The organism is Kitasatospora sp. NPDC059599, from assembly GCF_042735125.1.
GTDB lineage: Bacteria > Actinomycetota > Actinomycetes > Streptomycetales > Streptomycetaceae > Kitasatospora.
Genome location: NZ_JBHWCL010000115.1, coordinates 16,609 through 31,451 on the forward strand (window position 1 = coordinate 16,609; position 14,843 = coordinate 31,451).

Annotated in this window: 14 protein-coding genes; 11 read left to right on the forward strand and 3 right to left on the reverse strand. The window is 75.9% G+C overall.

Features of this window, described 5'->3' with window-relative positions:
- The first annotated feature begins 73 nt into the window (after positions 1–73).
- The 4 genes from ACFV04_RS31325 (at position 74) to ACFV04_RS31340 (ending at position 4,058) form a co-directional block, all read left to right on the forward strand.
- On the forward strand, positions 74–1,603 hold the full coding sequence (locus ACFV04_RS31325) for a DUF2079 domain-containing protein (protein WP_380534118.1): 1,530 nt from the start codon (positions 74–76) through the stop codon (positions 1,601–1,603).
- A gap of 98 nt (positions 1,604–1,701) precedes the next feature.
- Entirely contained in the window at positions 1,702–2,109 is a 408-nt protein-coding gene (locus ACFV04_RS31330; protein WP_360259070.1) for a GntR family transcriptional regulator, read from the forward strand.
- 36 nt (positions 2,110–2,145) lie between these two features.
- Positions 2,146–3,057: an ATP-binding cassette domain-containing protein gene (locus tag ACFV04_RS31335; protein ID WP_380534120.1), complete on the forward strand. Its 912-nt coding sequence runs from the start codon at positions 2,146–2,148 to the stop codon at positions 3,055–3,057.
- On the forward strand, positions 3,054–4,058 hold the full coding sequence (locus tag ACFV04_RS31340) for a hypothetical protein (protein WP_380534122.1): 1,005 nt from the start codon (positions 3,054–3,056) through the stop codon (positions 4,056–4,058). The genes ACFV04_RS31335 and ACFV04_RS31340 overlap by 4 nt, the downstream gene beginning before the upstream one ends.
- Positions 4,059–4,130: 72 nt before the next feature.
- Here ACFV04_RS31340 and ACFV04_RS31345 read toward each other — a convergent pair whose 3' ends face one another.
- Positions 4,131–4,490 (reverse strand): zinc ribbon domain-containing protein YjdM, encoded by a 360-nt coding sequence (locus ACFV04_RS31345; protein WP_380534124.1) that lies wholly within the window; start codon positions 4,488–4,490, stop codon positions 4,131–4,133.
- 225 nt (positions 4,491–4,715) lie between these two features.
- Between ACFV04_RS31345 and ACFV04_RS31350 the strand changes: the two genes are divergently transcribed.
- Positions 4,716–5,564: a universal stress protein gene (locus tag ACFV04_RS31350; protein WP_380534126.1), complete on the forward strand. Its 849-nt coding sequence runs from the start codon at positions 4,716–4,718 to the stop codon at positions 5,562–5,564.
- Between the two features lie 50 nt (positions 5,565–5,614).
- Here ACFV04_RS31350 and ACFV04_RS31355 read toward each other — a convergent pair whose 3' ends face one another.
- On the reverse strand, positions 5,615–6,706 hold the full coding sequence (locus ACFV04_RS31355) for a hypothetical protein (RefSeq protein ID WP_380534128.1): 1,092 nt from the start codon (positions 6,704–6,706) through the stop codon (positions 5,615–5,617).
- Positions 6,707–6,810: 104 nt separating this feature from the next.
- On the opposite strand from ACFV04_RS31355, the gene ACFV04_RS31360 reads away from it, so the two are divergent.
- The 5 genes from ACFV04_RS31360 (at position 6,811) to ACFV04_RS31380 (ending at position 13,020) form a co-directional block, all read left to right on the forward strand.
- Entirely contained in the window at positions 6,811–7,284 is a 474-nt protein-coding gene (locus tag ACFV04_RS31360; protein WP_380534130.1) for a nucleoside deaminase, read from the forward strand.
- A gap of 47 nt (positions 7,285–7,331) precedes the next feature.
- Positions 7,332–7,895: a YbaK/EbsC family protein gene (locus tag ACFV04_RS31365; RefSeq protein ID WP_380534132.1), complete on the forward strand. Its 564-nt coding sequence runs from the start codon at positions 7,332–7,334 to the stop codon at positions 7,893–7,895.
- 111 nt (positions 7,896–8,006) lie between these two features.
- Positions 8,007–8,444, forward strand: coding sequence for a universal stress protein (locus ACFV04_RS31370; protein ID WP_380534134.1), 438 nt, complete (start codon positions 8,007–8,009; stop codon positions 8,442–8,444).
- Between the two features lie 70 nt (positions 8,445–8,514).
- Positions 8,515–11,751, forward strand: coding sequence for an ATP-binding protein (locus ACFV04_RS31375; RefSeq protein WP_380534136.1), 3,237 nt, complete (start codon positions 8,515–8,517; stop codon positions 11,749–11,751).
- A gap of 96 nt (positions 11,752–11,847) precedes the next feature.
- Positions 11,848–13,020 (forward strand): methyltransferase domain-containing protein, encoded by a 1,173-nt coding sequence (locus ACFV04_RS31380; RefSeq protein WP_380534138.1) that lies wholly within the window; start codon positions 11,848–11,850, stop codon positions 13,018–13,020.
- Positions 13,021–13,069: 49 nt separating this feature from the next.
- On the opposite strand, the gene ACFV04_RS31385 is transcribed toward ACFV04_RS31380, so the two are convergent.
- Positions 13,070–13,369, reverse strand: coding sequence for a hypothetical protein (locus tag ACFV04_RS31385; RefSeq protein WP_360259097.1), 300 nt, complete (start codon positions 13,367–13,369; stop codon positions 13,070–13,072).
- A gap of 268 nt (positions 13,370–13,637) precedes the next feature.
- On the opposite strand from ACFV04_RS31385, the gene ACFV04_RS31390 reads away from it, so the two are divergent.
- Positions 13,638–14,834 carry a CopD family protein gene (locus ACFV04_RS31390; protein ID WP_380534140.1) on the forward strand — a complete coding sequence of 399 codons (1,197 nt, stop codon included), beginning with the start codon at positions 13,638–13,640 and terminating at the stop codon, positions 14,832–14,834.
- Positions 14,835–14,843 lie beyond the last annotated feature (9 nt).

A 14,843-nucleotide genomic window follows, 5' to 3' on the forward strand; every position in this document is an offset into this window, starting at 1 on the left:
GAAACCGGGCTTGACGTCCGATCGAGCTTCCACCACCCTTCCACTAATCAAATAGTGAAAGGGTTCTTTACGCATGCCCACGGCCCTCTCCCCGGACAGCCCGCCCCGCTCCCTGCCGCCCTCGGCCCCGCTCCGCCGCTCCGCCCGGCTCCCGCGCCACCCCGCAGCCCTGGCCTGGGGCCTGGCGGCGGGCTTCGCCGCGCTCTACGTCTGCGTCGCCGCCAACCGGCACCGCCGCGGCCTCACCAAGGCCTACGACCTGGGCATCTTCGAGCAGGCCGTCCGAGCGTACGCGCACCTCCGGGCGCCGATCGTGCCGCTCAAGGGCCCCGGCTACCACCTGCTCGGGGACCACTTCCACCCGCTGATCGCCACGCTCGCCCCCGCCTACCGGGTCTTCCCGACCCCGCTCACCCTGGTGGTCGCCCAGGCCCTCCTGATGGCGCTGGCCGTCGTCCCGCTCACCCGCTGGGCCCACGAGGTGGCCGGGCCGCGGGTGGCGCTGATCGTCGGCTGCACCACCGGGGCCTCCTGGGGGATCGTCCGGGCCGCGGCGGACGACTTCCACGAGATCGCCTTCGCCGTCCCGTTGCTCGCCTTCGCCGCCACCGCGCTCGGCCGGCGCCGACCGCTCGCCGCCGCGCTCTGGTCGCTGCCGCTGCTGCTGGTCAAGGAGGACCTCGGGCTCACGGTCGCCGCCGTCGGCCTGCTGATCACCCGGCAGGCCCGGCAGGACCGACGCACCCCGCTGCCCGGGCTCACCCTCGCCGCCGTCGGCGTCGCCGCGACCGCACTGACCGTGCTCGTGGTGCTGCCGTCGTTCAACCCGACCGGGGGCTTCGACTACTGGCAGCAGCTCGACGGCGGCGGACAGTCCTCGCTCTGGGCCCTGCCGCTGCGGCTCGGCGGCCCGCCGGTCAAGTGGCTGCTGCTGTTCCTGCTCGCCGCCACCGCCGGCTTCCTCGGCCTGCGCTCGCCGCTGTTCCTGCTCTGTGTGCCCACCCTGGCCTGGCGGCTGTGCTCGGCCAACCCGCACTACTGGGGCGTCAGTTACCACTACAGCGCGGTGCTGATGCCGATCGCGGCCGCTGCCCTGGTCGACGCCGTGCGCCGCTCCCGCCCCGCACCCGGATCTCCGCCCGCCACCACCGCGGCCGCCACCACCACCGCCGTCACCACCGCCGGCGCGGCCACCCGGCCCCCGCTCCCCCGGCCGGCCCGACGCGCCCTCCTCGTCAGCGCCCTGGTGACGGCCGTGACGCTGCCGCTCTACCCGCTGCACGAGGTGGTGATGCCCGAGGCCTGGAGCACCTCGCCCCGCCTCACCGAGATCAGGGCGATGCTCCGTCTGATACCGGACGACGCCACGGTGGCCGCCTCCAACCGGCTGGCGGCCCAGCTCACCAGCCGGGCCGAGGTCACCCTGGTGTGCCGGGAGCCGGTCCGGCCGGGCCCGGAGTGGGTGGTCGTCGACCTGCGCGATCCCAGTGTCCAGGCCCCGTGCGCGGTCGCCGACACCGCCCGCATGCTGACGGTGTACCAGGGCCACGGCTACCGGCGGCTGGTCGACCGGGACGGTCTGCTCCTGCTCAGGCACCCCTGACCGCGCCGTTCCTCCCGCCCCTCCCCCGGTCCGGCTTGACCCCCGCGCCGCAGTGGTCCACTATTCCACTATTGAACTAGTGAAAGGCCGGAACGCCGGTGATCGAGTACCGCATCGAGCGGCGCAGCGGCGTCTCCACCTACCAGCAGATCGTGCAGCAGACCAAACAGGCCCTGCGGCTCGGACTGCTGCAGCCCGGGGACAAGCTGCCGACCGCTCGCGAGGTGGTGGAGCTGACCGCCATCAATCCCAACACCGTCCTGAAGGCCTACCGCGAACTCGAACGCGAGGGCCTGGTCGAGCCCCGGCCGGGGCTCGGCACCTTCGTCCGGCGCTCGCTCGCCCGGCCGGAGGCGGCCGCCGACGGTCCGCTGCGCGCGGAGCTGGTCGGCTGGGTGGACCGGGCCCGGGAAGCCGGGCTCGAACGCGAGGACATCGCCGCGCTGACGGCCTCCGTCCTGGAGCAGCGCTTCGACACCGGGGTCTCCCCGGAATCACCGAACTGAGAACTGTGGGGGGACCGGGTGGAAGACCCGACAACCATGACGCCTGCGCTGGAGGCCGCCGGCCTCGGCAGGCGGTACCGGGGCGGCTGGGCCCTGCGCGACTGCGAGTTCGCCATCCCGGCCGGCCGGATCTGCGGCGTGGTGGGCCCGAACGGCGCGGGCAAGAGTACCCTGCTCGCCCTCGCCGCCCGCCAACTGTCACCCACCGAGGGCGAGTTGCGCGTCTTCGGTGAATCGGCCGGCACGCCGGAGCAGCGCAGCCGGGTCGCGTACGTCGCCCAGGACAAGCCGCTCTACCCCGGCCTCACCGTCACCGAGACCCTGCGGATGGGCCGCGAGCTCAATCCGGTGTGGGACCAGGAGGCGGCCCAACGCATCGTCGACCAGGGTGAGTTGCGGCCCAAGGCGCGAGTCGGCTCACTCTCCGGCGGCCAGCGGACCAGGGTCTGCCTGGCACTCGCCCTCGCCAAGCTCCCCGACCTGCTGCTGCTCGACGAGCCGATGGCCGACCTCGACCCGCTCGCCCGGAACCAGCTCATGGGCACCCTGATGTCGGTCGCCGCCGAACGCGGCACCACCATCGTGATCTCCTCGCACATCCTCCCCGAGCTGGACGGCGTCATCGACCACCTGCTGCTCGTCCAGCGCGGGGGGATCCGGCTGGCCGGCGAGCTGGACGAGGTCCTGGACGGGCACCAGCTGCTCACCGGTCCCGCCGGAGCCACCGGGCTCCCGCCCGACCTGGTGGTGGAGCAGCGGGTCGGCGGACGCCGGGCCACCGCGCTGGTGCGCACCGGCGAGCCGCTGGGCGGCCCGTGGGAGAGCGAGCGGCCGAACCTGGAGGACCTCCTGCTCGGCTACCTCCGCGCACCGGCCGGACCGGCCGACCCGCGTCCGGGCGGCACCCCGGCAACCGACGAACACCGGAACGACGAGGCCGCCGCATGAGCACCGACGTCCTGCCCGACCGCACCACCGCCGGCGTCAGCCCGCGCCCCGCCGCCCCCGGGCTGCGCGGCCTGCTCTGGTTGACGATCCGTCAGAACCGCGCGCTGCTCTGGATCCTGGCCGCGGTCGCGGTGGTGGTCGCGGCCGACCTGGTCTGGATTCACGCCGTCTGCCGCCACACCGTGGACGTCCTGCGGCGCACCGGCTGCTACAGCCCCGAGACGTGGTCCGACACCCACTGCTGGCACCTGCTCTCGCCGATCGACCGGCCGGACTTCGCGTACGTCTCCGTCCTCCAGCCCGCCGTCACCGTGCTCCCGCTGCTGGTCGGCGTCTTCATCGGCGCTCCCCTGCTGGCCCAGGAGTACGAGCGCGGCACGATCCGGCTGATCCGCGCACAGTCCGTCAGCCCGGCGCGCTGGCTGGCCGTCCGCCTCGCGGTGCCCGCCGTCGCCGTCCTGGCCGTCAGCGGCGTCATCGCCGCACTGATGAGCTGGGTGTGGTGGACGGACATCGTGCACGGACCGGCCTCGTTCGACCCGCCGTTCCAGTTCTTCACCTACCCGGCCATCGGGGTCATGCCGGTCGCCTGGTCGCTGTTCGCGCTGGCCCTGGGCGTCCTCGTCGGGCGGCTGCTGCGCCGGACGCTGCCCGCGATGTTCGCCACCGGCGCGCTGGTCGCGGGCGTCCACGGCCTGGTGGTCTGGGGCCGCCCGTACTTCCACCCGATCGTGGACCAGGTCGTCCCGCTGGGCGCCGGGCAGCCGTTCATCGGGCAGCCCATGAACGCGTGGCTGATCGAGCGCGGCGCCGTCCTGTCCGACGGCAGCCGCGTCGCCGAGGACGCCTGCCGGTCCTCCCCGTGCGACGGGGCCACCGCCGTCTGGCTCCGGTACCACCCGGCCGGCGACCTGGTGCCGATCCAGCTCGTGGAGACCGGGATCCTGCTGACGCTCACCGCCGTCGTCCTGGTGGTCGTGTTCCGCCGGATCCGCGTCTGACGCACGCATCCGCGCCCGCCCGTCCCCCGGTCCTCGGGAGGACGGGCGGGCGCGTGCGCGGGGCGCGGCGGGTCAGGCCTTCTTGACCACGCTCGACTTGAGCTGCATGGCTCCGAAGCCCTCGATGCGGCAGTCGATGTCGTGCCCGTCGACGCCGTCCACCAGGCGGATGTTGCGGACCTTGGTGCCGGCCTTGATGCCGGAGGCGCTGCCCTTGACCTTGAGGGCCTTGACGACGGTCACGGTGTCGCCGTCGCTCAGCACGTTGCCGACCGCGTCCTTGACCACCCGCTCGCCGGCCCCGACGGAGGCGCCCTCACCGGCCTCGGCGGGCGCCCACTCGTGGCCGCACTCCGGGCAGACCATGAGGGAGTCCATCTCATAGGTGTACTCACCGGCGCACTGCGGGCACGGGGGAAGGTTGTCGCTCATGTGATCAGGATATCCAGTCCCCCGCGGGGTGTTTCCCGTGGTCAGCGGGTACGGGACCGGAACGGGCCGCGCCCCGGGTGCCGGGCCCGGCACCCGGCGGCACGCCCCGGGAGGCGCCGACCGCGCGCACTGCCGATACTGGGCCGCACCCGGGGCCGCCGGGCCGGGGACCGCACCCGAGGCGGCCGGGCCGCCCCGATCCAGCGCGGAACCGAGGAGAACGCCATGACCGGATCCGTGGTCGTCGGCTTCGACGGCTCGCCCGAGAGCGTGACCGCCACCGAGTGGGCCGCCCGTGAGGCGCGCCGCCGCGGCCTGCCGCTCGACGTCCTCCAGGCCTGGCCCTGGCCGAAGCGGGACGTGGTCGGCAGCGACCAGAGCTACCAGCACGTCCGCTCCGAACTCGCCGTCCGTGAGGCCGCGTTGCGCGAGCTGGTGCCCGGGGTGACGGTCTCCTCCTCGTCTGTGTCCGCCGAACCCGCCGAGGCGCTGGAGGCCGCCGCGCAGAGCGCCGCCGTGCTCGTGCTCGGCTCACGCGGGCTGAGCACCGTCCGCGGTTTCCTGGTCGGCTCGGTGAGCCAGGAGGTGCTGCGCCGGGCCGCCCGCCCGGTGGTGCTCGTCCGGGCGGGCGGTGCGGAGACCGACGGCGCGGTGACGGTCGGGCTCGACCTGGCGCGCCCGGCCGAACCCGTGCTGGCCTTCGCCTTCGAGGCCGCCGCGCTCCGCTCGGCCCCGCTGCGCGTCGTGCACGTGTGGGCCCCGCCCGCGGGCAGCGAGCACATGTCCTACGGCGCCATCGGCGGGCTGGAGGGCGAGGTGTCCGCCGGCGAGCGGGCCGACCTCGCCGAGGCCCTGGAGTCGTGGCGGGCCCGGCACCCCGAGGTGGCCGTGACCGCCGACCTGGTCCGGGGCAAGCCCGCGGTCGAACTCGTGGAGGCGGCGGCGACGGCCCGGCTGCTCGTCGTGGGTCGCCGCCACCACCGGATGCCGCGCCTGCACCACCACCTCGGCCCGGTCGCGCACGCCGCGATCCACCACGTCCACTGCCCGGTCGCGGTCGTCCCGTACGACTGACCCCGGCGCGCGGACCACGGCCCGCCACCCGCCGCCGGGTGGGGCGCCGGTCAGCCGTCGTGGACGGCGCCGTCCCGTTCGAAGCACGGGTAGCCCGGCAGCGGGTCCACCCGCCAGCCGCCGGCGACCTCCCGCAGCAGGCTCCGCATCGTCTCCGTGAACGCGGGGAGTCCGTCGAGCCGCGCCGCGGTCTCCCAGCGGTGCCTGAGCACCTGGCGCCGGGTGGCCACCGGCCGGCGGGTGCGGTGCATCGGGCCGTCCTCGGCCGTGCGCGGCAGCATCCGCAGGGTCGCGTTCACCGTCCACACGGCCACGGCCCGCCGCATCCCGTCCTCCCACACCGCGTCCTCGGCCAGCGCCGGGTAGACCGGGACGACCTCGGCCCGGTACGCGGCCTCGGTCCGCCGGGCGACACCGGCCGGCAGGGCGAAGACGCACCAGCAGCCGGCGAACGGCATCCGGCAGTACGCCGCGGTGAGGAACACCGAGTGGTAGTCGGCGGCCTCGAAGTCGAGCAGCCGCAGCCCCTGCGGGGTGAGCAGGTTGTTGTCCGGGCAGGTGTCCCCCGGACTGAACGCCGGGTACTCCTCCCGGCCCGCCGTCCCGATCCGCTCGAGCTCCTCCGGGAGCCCGGCGGGCACGGCGACACCGGCCGCCTCCAGCGCACCGGGGAACTGCGCGGCGTTCCGCTCGATCCACGGCTCGTCCGCCCAGGTCGGCAGGCCCCGGTCGTAGCGCCCCCACAACCGGCCGAGTTCGGCGCGCCGGTCCACCGAGCGGGCCGCCAGCCGGCCGAGCCCGCCCGCCCAGGCGAGCAGTCCCGCCTCGGCGGCCTTCGGGTCGTCCCCGAGGAGCACGTCGGCGAGCGTCGGCGCGTCACCGAGGTCCTCCAGGACCAGCAGCGGCACCTCCCGGTCCACCCCGAGCACCGCCGGCCCGGCCAGGCCGAGCGACAGGCCGGCCGCCTCCGCCGTGAAGCCGCGCAGGGCGTCCCGCCCGCCCGTGTAGGCCTTGACGACGACGCTCCGCCCGTCGGCCGTCCGGCAGCGCAGCACGCTGCTGCGACTGCTCCCGCCCAGGTCGACCGGATCGGACAGCCGGGTTGCCAGGACGCGTTCGGCGGCACGGATGATCTCGTTCATCCGGGCATCCTGTCACCCGCGAGCCGGGGCCCCGGGGGCTCCCGCCGAAAGCCCGGCGTCATACGTTTGACCCGACGACCCGGTCCAGCCCCGAGGAGCCCGCCATGGCCGACCCCACCCGCACCCACCTGCTCGCCGCCATCGCCCTCGCGGAACGCGCCCGGGCGAACGGCAACCACCCCTTCGGCGCGCTGCTGACCGACCCCGCCGGGAACGTCCTGCTCACCGCCGAGAACACCGTGCTGACCGAGCGCGACGTCACGGCGCACGCGGAGACCAACCTGGTCCGGCAGGCCTCCCGCACCCTGGACCCGGTGCGGCTGACCGGCGCCACCCTGTACAGCAGCACCGAGCCGTGCGCGATGTGCGCCGGGGCGATCTACTGGAGCGGCATCCGGCGCGTCGTCTACGCACTCTCCGCGACCGAGCTGATCGCCATCGCGGGCGCCGACCCGGACGAGCCGGTGCTCGACCTGTCGTGCCGGCAGGTCTTCGCGGCCGGCGGCGACACCGTGCAGGTGTCCGGCCCGCACCTCTTCGAGGAGGCCGCCGCCGTCCACACCGGCTACTGGAGCTAGGACAGGGCCAGGTCCTGTCCGGCCGGGGACCGCGTTACAGTCCCTCCATGACCGACTCCGTGCTCCCTCCGTTCGGTAGCTTCCGCACGGCCTTCCGGGCCCTGGAGATCTGCGACGACCTGGCCGCCCCGGTGGCCGACGCCCTGAAGAGCTGGGACGACCGGGACGCGGCCGCGTCCGTGCTCTACGTGGACACCGACCCCGAGAAGGCGGACACCGCGGTGTTCTGCGCGGCCTACGACACGCCGCCCGAGCTCTCCGCGAACTGCGTGGTGGTCGCCGCCAAGCGCGCCGGTGAGGTCACCCACGCCGCGTGCCTGGCGCTGGCCACGACCCGGGTTGACGTGAACCGGACGGTCCGCACGCACCTGGGGGCGCGGAAGGCGTCCTTCGCCCCGATGGACGCCGCGGTCGAGCTGACCGGCATGGAGTACGGCGGCATCACCGCCCTCGGCCTGCCCGCCGGCTGGCCGCTGCTCGTCGACGAGGCGGTGGCAGCGGCCCCGTACGTCCTGGTCGGCAGCGGCCGGCGCCGGGGCAAGCTGATCCTCCCCGGCTGGGCCCTGGCCCGGCTGCCGGGGGCCGGGGTGCTGCCGGGCCTGGCCGGCTGAGCGGCCCGCCCGGGCGCCGCCGCCGTCACCCGGGTGCCGGACCGTACTGGCGGCGGCGTCGGTCGGCCCGCACCGTGGTGTCGGGGGCGACGACCGACAGGACGGTGACTCATGGACGCGAACGACTCCGTTCCCCGCGTCGTGGTCGGCGTCGACGGCTCTCCGTCGTCGCACGCCGCGATGCGCTGGGCGATCCGGCACGCCAAGCTGCTCGGCGGCGTCGTCGACGCGGTGGGGGCCTGGGAGCCGCCGAGCCGCTTCGGCTGGTCGGCGCCGGTGGTCGACATGTCCCTGGACCGGGAGGTCGCCGAACGGCGCTTCTCCGACGAACTCGACACGGTGCTCGGCGCCGACCGCCCGGTGGAGGTCCGACCGTCGCTGGTGATGGGCGACGCCTCGGACGTCCTGCTGGAGGCGTCCCGGGGCGCCGAGGTCCTGGTGGTCGGCAGCCACGGCCACGGCGGCTTCACCCGCGCCCTGCTCGGCTCGGTCTCCACCCGCTGCGCGCAGCACGCCACCTGCCCGGTGGTCATCGTCCGCGCGCAGTGATCCACGCCGCGTGACGGCGCCGCCCCCGGGACCGCCCGCGGGACGGCCGGGCCGGTGGGAGAATGCCGCTGTGGGCACGCCGGGTGAGTCGGAACTCGTCGGCCGGGCCGCGCTGCTGGCGTCGCTGTGCCGGGCGGTGGACGACACCGCGGCGGGCCGCGGCGGCCTGGTGCTGCTGGCCGGGGAGCCCGGCATCGGGAAGACCGCGCTCGCCGCCGAGGTCGTGCGGTACGCGCGCCGCGCCGGGCTGACGGCGGTGTGGGGCGGCTGCGAGGACGGTGGCGTCGCGCCCGGCCTGTGGCCCTGGCAGCAGATCGTCCGCGCGGTCACCGGACGGACGGAGCCCTTCGCGCAGGAGCCGCCCGACGGACCGACGCCCACCGGGCCGACGCCCACCGGGCCGGCACCCACCGGGCCGGTGCACGAACCGGCACCCGGCGGTGGCGAGCACTCCCGGCTGGCCCTGTTCGACCGGATCGCGGGCCTGCTGCTGCGGGGCGGCCGACCGCTGGTCGCCGTCCTGGACGACCTGCAGTGGGCGGACCCGGCGTCGGTGCTGCTGCTCGGCCACCTGGGCCGGCGCTCCCGGCACGAGCCACTGCTGCTGATCGGCACCTACCGGGACGTCGAACTGCCCGCCGACCACCCGCTGCCCGCGCTGCCGGGTGCCGAGGTGGTGGTGCTCGGCGGCCTGGCCGCGCCGGACGTCGGGACGCTGCTGGACCGGTTCGGGCCGCCGGCGACGGTCGAGGCCGCCGAGCTGGTGCACCGGCGGACCGGCGGCAACCCCTTCTTCGTCCAGCAGGTCGCCCGGCTGCGCGCCGCCGGAGGCGACAACCCGGCCGGCAGCGACAACCCGACCGTGCCCACGGCCGTCGGGCAGACCGTGGCGCGGCGCCTGGCCCGCCTGCCGGACCGCACGGCCCGGGTGCTGGGCACCGCCGCGGTGCTCGGCCGCGCCTTCACCACCGCCCGGCTCGCCACCGTCGCGGCGGTGCCCCCGGCCGAGGTCCCCGCTCTGCTGGCACCCGCCGTCCGCGCCCGGATCGTCGCCCGGGACGGCCCGGACGGCTACCGGTTCGTCCATGACCTCTTCCGTGAGGAGCTCGTCGCCGGGCTCGATCCGGCCCGCCGCGCCGGCGTCCACCTGGCCGCCGCACGGGCCCTGGTCGACGGCGCGCGCCCGGCCGAGCTGGCCTGGCACCACGGACAGGCCCTGCCGTTCGGCCCGGTCGAACCCGCGGTACGCCACGCCGTACGGGCCGGTGAGGAGGCCATGGGCCTGCTGGCCTACGAGGAGGCCGCCCGCTGGTGGCGCCAGGCCGTCCGGCTCACGACCCCGGACGATCCCGCCGCGCTGCGGCTGAGCACCGCCCTGGCGGAGGCCGAACTCCGGTCCGGGGCACGGGATTCGGCCGCACGCCGGTTCGCCGAGGTCGCCGAGGCTGCCCGGGCGCGGCACCGGCCTGAGCTGCTGGCGGCGGCCGCGCTCGGCCTCCACGCGGCGGGCGTGCGCAGCGGTGACTCCCGGCGTGAGGTGGTGGCGTGGCTGGAGCGCGCCGAGGCGGCCCTGGCCGACAGGCCGCCCGCGCCCGTGCCTACCGAGCCGCCGCACGCCGAGGTTCCGCACGCTGAGGTGCTGCACGCCGAGCCGCCGCACGCCGAGGTGCTGCACGCCGAGGTGCTGGCCGCCCTGGCCCGGGAGCTGGCCGACGGCCCGGAGCGGGACACGGCGACGGCCCGGGACCTCGCCCGGCGGGCGGCGGACCGGGCCCGCACCGCCGGTGACCCGCACGCCCTCGCCACCGCGCTGTTCGCCCAGCACGACGTCGACTGGGCGCCCGGCACCGCGCACCGCCGGCTGGCCCTGGCCGACGGTCTGGTGGCGGCGGCGGTGGACGCGCACGACCCGGCCCTGGAGTTCGAGGGCGCCCTGTGCCGTTTCGTGGCGCTGCTGGAGCTCGCCGACCCCGGCGCGGCCGACGCCCTGTGCCAGGCGGCGGACGCGGCCCGGCGGTGTCGGCTGCCGCGCGCCCGCTACCTGGTCCGCTCCCGCGACGCCGCCTGGGCGCTGCTCCGCGGCCGCTTCCGGGAGGCCGGGCAACTGTCCGACGAGGCAGCCGAGTTGGCGGAGGCCATCGGCGAACCGGACGGCGTCGGGGTGACCGCGACCCAGCGGATCGCCGCTGCGCTGACCAGGGAGGGGCCGGCCGGGGTCGCGGCGGCGCTGGCGGCGTACGGGGAGTCCGGGCTGCCGCCGGAGTTCCTGCCGCACTGGCGCTGCTTCGGGTACCTGGCGGCCGACGAACCCGAGGCGGCGGCCGCCGTCCTGCGGGCCCTGCCCGCCGCCGAGGACCTGTCCCGCTACCGGTGGCGGGCGCTGGCAGGCCTGGCGTTCGACGTGGAGATCGCCGTCGCCGCCGGCGTGCCCGAGGTGCGCGAGGACCGGTACCGGCGGCTGCTGCCGTACGCACGGGAGACCATCGTGGTGGGCGGCGGGGTCGCCGTCCTCGGCCCGGTGGCGTTCTACCTCGGCCTGGCCACCACCGGACCGGAGGCCGTCCGGCACCTCAGGGACGCCCTGGACGGCGCCGACCGCCTCGGCGCCCGGCCCCTCGCGGTCCGGGCCCGGCTGGAACTCGGCCGGGAGCTGCTGGCCCGCGAACCCACCGGCGCGCGCGGACGGCAGCTGCTCGCCCAGGTGCTGACCACCGCCGAGGAGATGGGCCTGGACTGGCTGCGGGACGACGCCCGGGCCACGCTCGCCCGCGCGGACAGCGACCACGTGTTCCACCGGGACGGACAGCTGTGGACGCTCGCCTACCGCGGCCGCACGGTCGTCCTCAAGGACGCCAAGGGCCTGCACGACCTGGCGCTGCTGCTGTCCTGCCCCGGCCGGGAAGTCCCCGCCACCCGGCTGCTGGGCGGCGGGTCCCTGCCGCCCTCCGGCAGCGACGAGCTGGCGGACGAACGGGCGCGCGCCGCCTACCGGGACCGGCTGGACCGCCTCGACGAGGAGATCGCCGAGGCCCGCGAGCGGGACGACCTCCCCCGGCTGGCCGGCGCCGAGGAGGAACGCGACGCGCTGATCGCCGAGCTGCGCGGCGCGTACGGCCTCGGCGGGCGCCCCCGGCGGCTCGGCGACACCGGCGAACGGGCGCGCACCACCGTCACCGCCCGGATCCGGGACACCCTGCGCCGCATCGAACGTGAACACCCCGAACTCGGCCGGCACCTGTCCGCGTCGGTCACGACCGGGCGGGCCTGCGCCTACCGCCCCGCGCACCCGGTGCGGTGGCAGCTGTGACCGGCTGACCGGGCCCGGGGGGGGCGGTCGTCCCACGGGGTGTGAGGCGTTTTCCCACGCCTCTCGGTCACCAGCACTCGCGAAGAGGTGATCGAGATGCCGACCCCGACCGAAACCGCGCCCCCGACCGCAACCGCACCGCACCGCGAACCCGAGCGCGCCCCCGAGCCCGCGCCCGCGCCCGCACCCGATTCCGTGCCCGCCGGCGTCGACGCCGAGCAGCTCGAAGCCGCCGTCGGCAAGGTCTTCGGCGAGCTCGGCGTCAACTGCACCGCGCCGCTGATCGTGCTCGGCGACCGGCTGGGCCTGTTCCGCACGATGGCCGGCGCGGGCCCGCTCACGCCCGCCGGACTCGCCGCCCGCACCGGGCTGGTCGAGCGCTACCTGCGGGAGTGGCTGCGCGGCGTCGCCGTCGCCGGCTACCTGGACCACGATCCGGCGACGGGCGCCTTCGTCCTCACCGACGCCTACGCCGCCGTGCTGGCCGACGACGAGGCCCCGACCGCGCTGATCGGCGTCTTCCCCGGCCTCGCGGCGCTCTGGGCGGACCTCGACCGGGTCGAGGGCTTCTTCCGCACCGGCGGCGGCATGGGCTGGGGCGAGCACCACCCGGCCCTGGGCGCAGCGCAGGAACGCTTCACCCGCCCCACGTACGTGCACGGCCTGATCGCCGCCTGGATCCCCGCCGTCGAGGGCCTCGTGCCCCGGCTCGAAGCCGGCGCCCGGGTCGCCGACGTGGGCTGCGGCCACGGCCTGTCCTCGATCCTGATCGCGCAGCGGTGGCCGCGCAGCACCGTCACCGGCTTCGACCCCGACGACGCCGCCGTCGCCCGCGCCCGCCGGGCCGCCGCCGAGGCCGGGCTCGACGGCCGGGCCGTCTTCGAGGTCGCGGACGCCGCCGGCTACCCCGGCGAGGGCTACGACCTGATCGCCTTCACGGACTCGCTGCACGACATGGGCGACCCGGTCGCCGCCGTCGCGCACGCCCGCGCCGCGCTCGCCGAGGACGGCGCGGTCCTGGTCGTGGAGCCGCTGGCCGCCGACCGCTTCGCCGACGACTTCGCCAACCCGTACGCCCGCATCGGCTACGCGATCTCCACCCTGGTGTGCACCCCGTCCTCGCTCGCCCAGACCGGCGGAGCCGCGCTCGGCGCGATGGCCGGGGAGGCCCGGCTGCGCGAGGTCCTCACGGCGGGCGGGCTGACCCGCGTCCGGCGCATCGCCGAGGACAGCGCGCCGGTCAACCTCCTCCTGGAGGCCCGGCCGTGACCCCCGTCGGGGCCGGCCCGCGCACGGCCGGGCCCGAGCGCCGGCCCTGCTACGCGGCGCCGCTGACGTCCGGGGCGACGAAGCGCCGGTGCAGCGGGCTGAACACCACCTCCGGCTGACCGGCGATGCCGGCCTTCTCGATCGCGGGCGCCAGCCGTTCGGCGAAGAACGCCTCGAAGGCCGACTGGGACTCCCACACGTCGGTCACGTTCAGGGCCTGCGCGTCGAACCAGGCGACGTGCAGGTGCGCGCCGGCGGGCGCGAGTTCCTCCCAGCGGACCGCGTCCCGCACGGTGTCGTACTGCCCGGGCGTGACCCCGGTCCACCGCATCGCCATCACCACAGCCATGTCACCGCTCCCTTGCTCCCGCCTCAGGTTCCCGCCAGGGCTCCGGCCACCGGCTCCCACCGCCGTTCCGGAATCCCCGGTGGTTCCAGCCAACTCCGGCAGCCGCCCCCGCGCACCTCGGCCGCCTGCACAGCGTCGGGTGGGGCCCGCGGTGCCCTCGGTGCCGTGCGGGCGGTCTGTTCGTGCTGAATCACGAGTTGGTGACGATAGAACAATCACCTGCCAAAGAATGAGGGAAGGCTGGCCTTACTAAGGCTAGCCTTTCCTCATGAACAGTCTGCTGTTGGCCGCGAACACGGCCGGATACACCACGCCCCAGCTCTGGCGGGTCCTCACCAAAACCGGCTACTTCATCGGCCTCAGCGGCGCCATCGGCCTCACCGTCACCTACGCCACCACCGTCCGCCCCGCCCTCAGGAGCGCCGAGAAGGCCGCCGGAAGCGGCACCGGTCCCGGCGCCGACGCCGCCGTCCTGAGATCAAGATCGGCAACCTCGCTCGCCTGGGCGGGCGTGGTGCTGGTGGTCGCCGGGTACTTCCAGCTCGCCGCCCGCGTCGCCCGCTCCGGCAAGGGCATGCCCTTCGGCGACGCCCTGTCCCCCGCCCGGATCCGGGACTTCCTCCAGGCCCCCGCCGCCAAGGGTGCCTGGATCGCCCAGGGCACCGTCTACCTGCTCCAGAACCTCGTCCTGCTCGCCACGGCCGCCGCGCTCACCGCCCTGTTCGTCCCGGCCGTCCGCCGCCACACCGACCGCGTCGCCCTCGCCGCGCTGCCGGCGGCCCTCGCCGTCACCCTGGTCGCCGCCGTCCCGACCACCGCTCCCGCCGACCTCGACCGCTGGCTCGACCTCGCCTTCGACCAGACCCACATCGTCTCCGGCACCGTCTGGCTCGGCGGCCTCGCCCTCCTCGTCGCCCTCGCCGGCACCCGCGGCCGGCTGGGCGACGGCGCCGGCCTGCTGTGGGCCGACATCTGGCGCCGCTTCAGCCTCGTCGCCATGGTCTGCGTCGGCGCCGTCACCGTCTCCGGCCTCTGGCTCAGCTGGAAGCACGTCGGCGCGGTCTCCCAGCTGTGGACCACCGGCTACGGGCTGGCCCTGCTGGTCAAGGTCGGGCTGGTCCTCGGCCTGGTCACCGCCGGCGCCGTCAACCAGTTCTGGCTGATGCCCCGCATCGCCCGGGCCCGACGCGCCGACGACACCGCGTCCCTGCGCCACCTCACGCTGCACCACTTCCCGCTGGTCGTCTGGGGCGAGGTCGTCCTCGGGGTCGCGGTCCTGGCCGTGATGCCGTTCATCGCCGGGTCCGCCCGCACCGAGGCCGGCAGCGCCAAGGCCGTCTCCTCCGGCAGCCTCTTCGCCGCCGGCGCCGCCCTGGTCGTCGCCCTCGCCGTGTCCCTCTACGCCACGGCCAAGGCCTCCGACGCGCTGGCCCGCCGCCCGGCGGGCGTCCGCGCCGCGGCCTGACCCCTCCCC

Excerpts from the sequence above, each read along its gene's own strand:
- ACFV04_RS31325 (WP_380534118.1), top strand. The coding sequence starts at position 74 with ATGCCCACGGCCCTCTCCCCGGACAGCCCGCCCCGCTCCCTGCCGCCC.
- ACFV04_RS31335 (WP_380534120.1), top strand. The coding sequence starts at position 2,146 with ATGACGCCTGCGCTGGAGGCCGCCGGCCTCGGCAGGCGGTACCGGGGC.
- ACFV04_RS31340 (WP_380534122.1), top strand. The coding sequence starts at position 3,054 with ATGAGCACCGACGTCCTGCCCGACCGCACCACCGCCGGCGTCAGCCCG.
- ACFV04_RS31345 (WP_380534124.1), bottom strand. The coding sequence starts at position 4,490 with ATGAGCGACAACCTTCCCCCGTGCCCGCAGTGCGCCGGTGAGTACACC.
- ACFV04_RS31350 (WP_380534126.1), top strand. The coding sequence starts at position 4,716 with ATGACCGGATCCGTGGTCGTCGGCTTCGACGGCTCGCCCGAGAGCGTG.
- ACFV04_RS31355 (WP_380534128.1), bottom strand. The coding sequence starts at position 6,706 with ATGAACGAGATCATCCGTGCCGCCGAACGCGTCCTGGCAACCCGGCTG.
- ACFV04_RS31360 (WP_380534130.1), top strand. The coding sequence starts at position 6,811 with ATGGCCGACCCCACCCGCACCCACCTGCTCGCCGCCATCGCCCTCGCG.
- ACFV04_RS31365 (WP_380534132.1), top strand. The coding sequence starts at position 7,332 with ATGACCGACTCCGTGCTCCCTCCGTTCGGTAGCTTCCGCACGGCCTTC.
- ACFV04_RS31370 (WP_380534134.1), top strand. The coding sequence starts at position 8,007 with ATGGACGCGAACGACTCCGTTCCCCGCGTCGTGGTCGGCGTCGACGGC.
- ACFV04_RS31380 (WP_380534138.1), top strand. The coding sequence starts at position 11,848 with ATGCCGACCCCGACCGAAACCGCGCCCCCGACCGCAACCGCACCGCAC.
- ACFV04_RS31385 (WP_360259097.1), bottom strand. The coding sequence starts at position 13,369 with ATGGCTGTGGTGATGGCGATGCGGTGGACCGGGGTCACGCCCGGGCAG.
- ACFV04_RS31390 (WP_380534140.1), top strand. The coding sequence starts at position 13,638 with ATGAACAGTCTGCTGTTGGCCGCGAACACGGCCGGATACACCACGCCC.